We start from the raw sequence: 7,945 nt of genomic DNA, 5'->3' as shown, positions 1-7,945 counted from the left end.
CGCCTTCGGCTTGCCGTTAAACGATTTTTCCGCGAGCCGTCCTGCTCCGAACCAATCCAAAGTGGCGCTGTCCAGCTAGGCTCTGTCAGAAAACTCCCTTTTGGCATTACCCTCCCCCCGGGGAGGTTGTCGTTGCGGGTTTTCTGACAGCGCGGGCTCAGGCCAATTCCTCTTCGATCAGATGGCAGTAGCTGTCGTAGCGACGAGCATCGATCCGTCCGTCGGCTACGGCTTCCTTGACCGCGCAGGCGTCTTCGGCCAAGTGTCGACAGTTGGGATAGCGGCAGTGGCTCACATACGGCCGCAGGTCGGGCATCAACCCGGCGACTTCCTCGGCCGTAATGTCCCACAACTGGAACTGCCGAATCCCCGGCGTATCGACGACAAAGCCGCCGCTGCGGAGCGGAATCAGTTCGGCCGCGGTGGTCGTATGTTTGCCTTTGTCGTTCTCGCGGCTGACCTCGCCGACGCGCAGTCCCAACTCGGGTTCGACGGCGTTGAGCAGGCTGCTCTTGCCGACGCCGCTCTGCCCGGCCAGGGCCGCTTCGCGATTGTGCACCAGGGCCCGCAGGTACTCGATCCCCTGCCCTGTGGCGGCCGAGGTCAGCAGCACCGGATAGCCGAGCTGGGCGAAGACGCCGGCGACCGGCTGGAGCGTCGCTTGATCGACCAGGTCGACTTTGTTGATGCAGATCACCGGGCGGATCTCAAACCGTTCGGCGGTCAGCAGGAAGCGATCGACGAGTCCCGGCTTCAGATCGGGCTGGGCAGCGCTGACGACGATCAGCAGGCAATCGACGTTGCTGACGATCACATGTTGGCGACCGCGGCTGGTGCGGCAGAGCGTGCTGCTGCGAGGCTGCACCGAGTGGATCATGCCGCTGGTCTCCGACTCGGGTCGGACGACGACGCGATCTCCGGCCGCGACGACGTGCCGCTGATCGGTGCTGAGCGATTTGAGGAGCTGCCGGACCGCGCAGGAGTAGAGCCGGCCGTCGTCGCCGAGCACGCGGCTTTGCAGCCCATGGACGCTGAGCACGCGGCCTCCGATGGCGGTCGAGCCATCGTCGAGGCGGACCGACATGCCGGCGGCCTCGTCGGGAGCCGAATCGCTGCCGAGGACGGTCCGCTTGCGAGTCAGTTCCCCTTTGCCGCTGACCCGTTCGCTCTGGATGACGTCGTCGAGTTCGGTCTCATTCCCCTCGTGGAACTTCCGCGTCAAATCGCGCTTTCGCACGCGACCTTGGTGCTTTTTGCGAAACTCGGCGCGGAGTTTTTGGGAGTGGCGTTTGGCCATGGAGGCTCAGCTTGCTTCGGAATCGTTCTCGTTCGCATCGCTGCGTTGGGGAACGATGGGCCCCGGGGAATGGTCCGCCGCGCTCTCCGGAGCCATGACCGTTTCGGGCTTTCCGTTCCGCTGGGAGCGGCGGGCGTGGATCGAGGGCCCGATCAGGTCGGTGATCTCGGCTTCGCTGAGCTCTTCGCGTTCGATCAACGCGCGGGTCAATCGCTCCAGTTCTTCGCGGCGGTCGGTGAGCATTTTTTCCGCACCTTCGGCGGCTTGGTGCAGGATCCGCGCCACCTCTTCGTCGATCGTTTCCTGCGTATGCTCGCTAAAATGCCGCTGTTGGTGGATCTCGCGGCCGAGGAAGGGATCCTCGTCGGAAGTCTTGTAGCTGACCGGCCCGAGCTTGGGGCTCATTCCCCAGTGGGTGACCATGCGGCGGGCGATGCTGGTGGCTCGCTCCAGATCGTTCTCGGCCCCGACCGTCGTTTCGTCGTAGATGATTTTCTCCGCGGCGCGGCCGCCGAGCAGCACGATCAATTGGTCCTCGAGTTCGCGCTTGGAGATGCTCAAGCGATCCTCGACCGGCAGGTACTGCGTGGCGCCAAGGGCCCGGCCGCGGGGGATGATGGTGACTTTATGGACGATGTTTCCACCGTCCAAATGCCACGCGGTCAGGGTGTGGCCGGCTTCGTGGTAGGCGGTCTTTTCCTTCTCGCTTTCCTGCAGGACTTCTTCCCGCTTGGCCCCCATCAAGATTTTGTCGCGGGCGTAGTCGAAGTCCTCCATCGTGACTTCTTGCTTGTCGTTGCGAGCCGCCCAGAGGGCCGCTTCGTTGACGAGGTTGCGGATGTCGGCACCGGTCAAGCCGACCGTGCCGGCAGCCAAGCGATGCAGATCGACGTCATCGGCCAGCGGCACATCGCGGACGTGAACTTTGAAGATCTCTTCGCGGCCTTTGAGCGTGGGGCGACCGACGGTCACGTGGCGGTCGAAGCGGCCGGGACGCAGTAGCGCCGGGTCGAGTACGTCGGGACGGTTGGTCGCCGCGACCACGATCACCGCTTGGTTGGGGCTAAAGCCGTCCATCTCGCCGAGGATCTGGTTCAGCGTCTGCTCGCGCTCGTCGTGCCCGCCGCCGAGTCCCGCACCACGCTGGCGGCCGACGGCATCGATCTCGTCGATGAAGATGATCGCCGGGCTCTGTTCCTTCGCGGTCTTGAACAAGTCGCGGACGCGGCTCGCTCCGACGCCGACGAACATCTGGATGAATTCCGAACCGTTGACCGAGAAGAACGGTGCGTTGGCTTCCCCGGCCACAGCGCGAGCCAGGAGCGTCTTGCCCGTTCCCGGCGGTCCGTTGAGCAGCACGCCGCGGGGAACGCGGCCGCCGAGCTTGCGAAACTTTTCGGGACTCTTCAGGTAATCGACGATCTCTTGCAGGTCGGCTTTGACCCCTTCGAGACCGGCGACATCCTTGAAGGTGATGATCTGGTCGGCCCCTTCGTAGCGCTTGGCGGGGCTCTTGCTGAAGCCCGAAAGAAACCCGCCCCCTCCCATCATGTCGTTGCGGGTCCGCCGCAGCATCATGATGAAGAACAGCGGCACGCCGAGCAGCAACCCAAAGAGCAACGCCATGTAGACGATCTCGAAGGTATTGTCCGCCGGGACCGCTTCGTAGTAGACGTCGTTCGCTTCGAGCTGGGTGGTCAGCCGGTCGATCACGTCGCGGCCCTGCGGCAGGACCACCTCGAATTCATCGAGCGCGTCGAGCGGCTTGCCGTCGGGACCCTTGGGTTGGATCAGCTGACCGTCGCGATACACCTGCGGCGCCAGCGGGGCCGTCTTGAAGCGGCCGGTCGCGCGGTCCGGGGCGATCTGGACGCTCTCGATATTCCCCCGCTCCAGCTCGCGCTGGAAAAAACTGTAGGGAATCGGAGTTTTGGGAGTTTCGCCCCTCAGGAACAGGATCGCTGCGATCCCGGCGATCACCAAGAAGATCAGCCAGGTGCTGTTATTGCGTCGCGGGGCGTTGGCTTCACCACCACCACTGGTCCGCGGTTCTTTGTCCGATTTCTCCATCTCCAGCCTTTCTTCGCCTCCAAATTTTCCGGCGCCCTTTCCCGCGTCCGGTCGCCGGAAGATTGAAAGCGTACCGGTTCGGCGGCCGCTATTGTAGCGGTCGCCGCCTGGATTGCCTAACCGCGGCCGCCGCCAAGGATCAACTGCGCGAGTTCGACCAATCGCCGCTCGACAGCCCCCCCGGCGGCGTTTGGAGCCGCCGGACCGCTCCCGGGCGAGCCCGTCCGCACCCAATCGAGCGCGACCGGACGGCCCCGCCGCGCCTGCTCGAGCAGATCGTCGAGCAGCCGTTCGCGATCGATCCGTCGGATCGACTCCACGTCCTCGGCGCTGTAGCCGTCATTGAGCAGCCGCCAGGTCCAGTAGCCCGGTTGGGCCCGCGGAGCCGTCGCCGCCGACCCCGCGTCCAACGCCTGCTCCTGTTCCTGCTTTGGCTCCTGCTCTGGCTCCTCGCCACTCGCCTCCGGCTCCTCGCCACTCTCCTCTGGCTCCTCGGCACTCGCCTCGGGCTCCTCGCCGCTCGCCTCGGACTCCTCGCCACTCGCTTCTGGTTTTTCGGCGGGGCTGCTGTGGACGACCAGCTCGATGAGATCGTAGCCGTATTCCTCGATCGTGGAGGGCCCGATGCCTTTGATCTGCTCGAGTTCGCCGACCGATTTCGGTTGCTGTTCGGCGATCCGCTGGAGGGTCGCGTTGGTCAGGATGCGGAAGGCGGGCAGTCCGGCTGCCGCTGCGACTCGCCGCCGCCAGTGCCGCAGGCGGTCGACCAGGGCGACCGTTTCCGGATCCGCCTCGCCCTGCCCTGCACCGCTCTCGCTCCCCGCCTCGGCTTGGCCCTCATCGCTGACCGCAGCCGAGCGGCTGGCGACGTCGCCCGGCTCGAGGCGGGAGGCGATCGCGGCCAGACGTTTTGCCAGGGGGTAAGGCAGCTTGAGCACGCTCGGGACGCTCTGGCGGCCGAGCATCACCGCTTTGCCCGAGTCGGTCAGATGGATCGTGGGACGCCGCTGATCGACCTCGACCTGCGTCAGCAAGCCGATTTCGGTCAGCGCGTCGAGGACTTCGCTGACCTGGGTTTGCTTCAACCCGGAGAGCATCCCGTAGGTGCTCAAGCGGTTCAGCTTCCACTGCTGGATCTTCTTGTTCTGCGAGCCGCAGAGCATTTGGGCGACCAGTCCTTTGCCGAACCGCCCATGGGTCCGGGCCACTCCGCTGAGGGCGATTTGCAGCCCACGGACCAGCGCCGGGTCGTCGCTCGGGACGGTCTTGGCGTTCGACGTGGCCGGGGCCGTCGCTGCCGCCGCCTCCGCGGCCCCCGAGCCGCTGAGCTGCGGGGGACGCTGGGGTTGGCAGCGATCGCACGAGCCGCACTCCCGCTCGCCGGCGTCGCCGAAGTAGTGCAGGATCTCGCGCTGGCGGCAGTGGGCGGTGCGAGCAAAGCTGATCACCGCTTCGAGTTTGTCGTACTCGGCCCGTTTCCGCCGTTCGAGCTCGTCGAAATCGATCTGCAGATCCGCGAACGCCAGGTCGTGGCGGAGCAGGTGCACGGCGCGGCCACGGAACGGAGGCACGTAGTCAAACGCCTTCAGCCCCGAGAGTTCTCGCATCACCCGCGAGAGCTGGTCGCGGTTGACTTCGGCCAGCTCGCAAATCCGCTGCGGTCGCACGTACACATCCTCATAGCGCCGCGAGCCGACGATTTTTTCCACCGCTCGCATCACGCGGCGGCGGACTTTGGCTTCGCGCGGCAGCAAATCGAGCAGCGTCGGCAGGTCGCTATCGATCCGCAACACGGCCTGATTGCTGCTGCTATCTAAACGCTTGAGGACCCCGGCGCGGCCGAGCAGCGTCTCGGCCGTTCCAATCGCTTCGGGCGAAGCCTCTTTCTCGACCGCGTCGCGGACCTGGGCGAGCGTCAACTCGATCGGGTCCTCGGTTCGCGAGAGCAGATAGCGGTAGACCTTGTGGACGAGTTCCGCGGTGGGATAGCGGTTCTCGATGAAAAACTCTTGGATGTGGCGGTCCGAGTAACTGAACAGCAACACGCACTCGCTCGGCAGCCCATCGCGGCCGGCGCGGCCCGCCTCCTGGTAGTACGCTTCGAGCGTCCCGGGCATGTTGTAGTGGACGACGAACCGCAGGTCCGATTTGTCGATCCCCATCCCAAAGGCGTTGGTCGCCACGATCGCCGAGAGCTTGCCCGACATGAACTGCTCTTGGACCGCCTGCCGCTGGGCGGGCTCGAGCCCTGCATGGTAGACGCCGATCGGTCGCCGGACTTTTTCGGGCAGCCAGCCGGCCAGCTCCTCGCACCGCTTCCGCGTCGCCGCGTAGATGATTCCCGCGCCCCGCTGGTGGGCGAGGTATTCGGTCAGCCACGCATCTTTGTCGCGGTCCCCTTTGCAGTGTTCGACGGCGAACCGCAGGTTTTTGCGACCAAAGCCGGTCACGAAATGCCGCGGCGCTTTCAAGTGCAGGAGCTGGCAGATGTCCTCGCGAACCGTCGGCGTGGCGGTGGCCGTCAGGGCGATCGTCTGCACGTCGCCGAGGTACCGCTCGCGAAACTTGCCGAGCCGCGCGTAGTCGGGGCGAAAGTCATGCCCCCACTCGCTGATGCAGTGCGCCTCGTCGACCGCCAGCAACGAAACCTTGACGCGCTCGAGCGCTTCGAGAAAGCGACTGTTCCGCAGCCGCTCCGGAGCGATGTAGACCAGGTCGAACGTCCCGGCCGCCATCTGCTCCATCGCCTCGGACTGCTCGGCCGCCGAGAGCGTGCTGTTGATCAAGGCGGCCGAGATGCCCCGCTGGCGGAGCGTATCGACCTGGTCCTTCATCAGCGCAATCAGCGGAGAGACGACGATCGTCGTCCCGGTGAGCGCCAAACTCGGCAGCTGGTAGCAGAGGCTCTTGCCGCCGCCGGTCGGCATCACGCACAACACGTCCTCGCCGCCGAGCACCGCGCCGACCACGTCGTCCTGACCGGGCCGAAACGACTCGAGCCCAAAACGCTCCAGCAGCCCCGCGGGGTTGGCCACCGCGGCGGATTGGGCTTCGGGGACAGGCATGCGCGAGGGGGATTTCGGGGAGCGAGGAAATCGGCAGCAGGATTAGTCGTCAGACGAACACTGACGGATTATACGGCTCGGCAACCGGAGCTTCTACTTAGAGCCCAAGAGCCAGTACTCAGTACTCAGTCCTCAGCACTCAGTACTCCGGGCTCAGAATTCGATCCGGGTGACCCAGGGCATCTTCGCTTGAAGTTCTTCGTACGCCTCGTTCGAGACCGCGGTGCGGGTGATGAACAGCGTTCGCAGATTTTTCAGCCCGTACAGTTTGGGCAACCCTTCGTCGGAGATTCCCGTTCCGCCGAGGTGCAGCAGCTGGAGCTTGGGAAGCTGGGCGATGGTGTCGAGCGACGCATCGGTCACATCCCACACGTTGTCGAGATTCAGCTGCGTCAGTTCTTTGAGCTCGGCCAGTTCAGCGACGCCCGCATCGGTGACTTCGGTGTTCCAGAGGTTCAGCGCCCGGAGTTGGCTGATCTTGCCAATGTGCTCCAGTGCCGCGTCCTGGACCGGGCATTCGCTCAGATCCAAGTCCCGCATCGCCTGCATCTCCGCGAACGCCGCCGCGTCTTCACCACGAATGCCAGTCTCGCGGAGCCGGGCCTTGGCCAGCTTGGGCATCTTGGCCAGCGACGGGAGCGCGGCGTCAGTGATGCTCGTCCCGTAGAGGTTGATCTCCTTGAGATTCTTGAGCCCTTCGAGATGCCGGACACCTTCGTCGGTGACGTTGGCGTACTGCAGGCCGAGCGCGGCCAAGTTGGTCAATCCCGAGAGGTGGGGCATGCCTTCGTCGGTGACCGCCCCGCCGAAGACGCGGAGATTCCGTAGATTGGTCAGCCCGCTTACCGAGGCGAGCGAGGCGTCGGAGATTCCGGTGCACTCGAGCAGGTCGAGCAACTCAAGCTGTTCGGTCTGCTCGAGGTGTTTGACGCCGGCGTCGGTCAGCTTGGTCCGCGGGGCGCGGATCCGCAGCAGCGTCTCGCTGGCCGAGAGCGACTTGAGCGACTCGTCGGTGATCTCCGACCGCTCGAGGCTGATGTCGGTGAGCCGGGGCAGCGCGGCGATCACGGCAATCCCCTCGTCTCCGACCAGGCTGCGTTTATCAAAGCGGATCACCGAAAGGGCCGGATGGTCCGCCAGCAGCAAAGCCGCTTCGTCGGTAATTCCCGGTCCCGAAGCGATCAACGTCTCGAGCCTAGGCAGACCGGCAGCCCAAGCGAATTCTTCCACGAGCGATTCGTTGTCCGCCGGCGAAAGCCCGAGCAGATTCAGCTCGACGATGTTCTCTCCACTGCGGCGGACGACCGCGCCGCTGTTCGCTTCGATCGCCGCAACGACCGCCGCGTCGTCGGGCACGCTCGGGGCGGCTGGGACAACTTCCTGAGTCGCCGCGGAACCCTGATCTTCGACGGCCGGACCTTCCGGCGCCGGCGAGCGGTTGCAGCCAAGATGCAGGGTGAGGCTGAGCAGCGCGGCGGCAGAGAGTGAATATCGCATCGGGACTGAGTTTCTC

The 7,945-nt window shown here is 65.1% G+C and carries 4 protein-coding genes; all 4 read right to left on the bottom strand.

Going from position 1 to position 7,945, the window contains the following annotated elements:
- Nucleotides 1-157: 157 nt before the first annotated feature.
- The 4 genes from rsgA to GNK13_RS19895 all read right to left on the bottom strand — a co-directional run bounded on the left by rsgA (nt 158) and on the right by GNK13_RS19895 (nt 7,929).
- A complete protein-coding gene (gene rsgA, locus GNK13_RS19910; RefSeq protein ID WP_164104312.1) occupies nt 158-1,297 on the bottom strand; it encodes a ribosome small subunit-dependent GTPase A in 1,140 nt (379 codons plus the stop codon).
- 6 nt (nt 1,298-1,303) lie between these two features.
- On the bottom strand, nt 1,304-3,367 hold the full coding sequence (ftsH, locus tag GNK13_RS19905; RefSeq protein WP_164104311.1) for an ATP-dependent zinc metalloprotease FtsH: 2,064 nt from the start codon (nt 3,365-3,367) through the stop codon (nt 1,304-1,306).
- 116 nt (nt 3,368-3,483) lie between these two features.
- Nucleotides 3,484-6,432 carry a RecQ family ATP-dependent DNA helicase gene (locus tag GNK13_RS19900; protein ID WP_203329160.1) on the bottom strand — a complete coding sequence of 983 codons (2,949 nt, stop codon included), beginning with the start codon at nt 6,430-6,432 and terminating at the stop codon, nt 3,484-3,486.
- A gap of 153 nt (nt 6,433-6,585) precedes the next feature.
- Nucleotides 6,586-7,929: a hypothetical protein gene (locus tag GNK13_RS19895; RefSeq protein ID WP_164104310.1), complete on the bottom strand. Its 1,344-nt coding sequence runs from the start codon at nt 7,927-7,929 to the stop codon at nt 6,586-6,588.
- Nucleotides 7,930-7,945: the final 16 nt, after the last annotated feature.

Source organism: Candidatus Laterigemmans baculatus, from assembly GCF_010367455.1.
Classification (GTDB): Bacteria; Planctomycetota; Planctomycetia; order Pirellulales; family Pirellulaceae; genus Laterigemmans; species Laterigemmans baculatus.
This window is presented reverse-complemented; position numbering and strand designations above follow the sequence as displayed.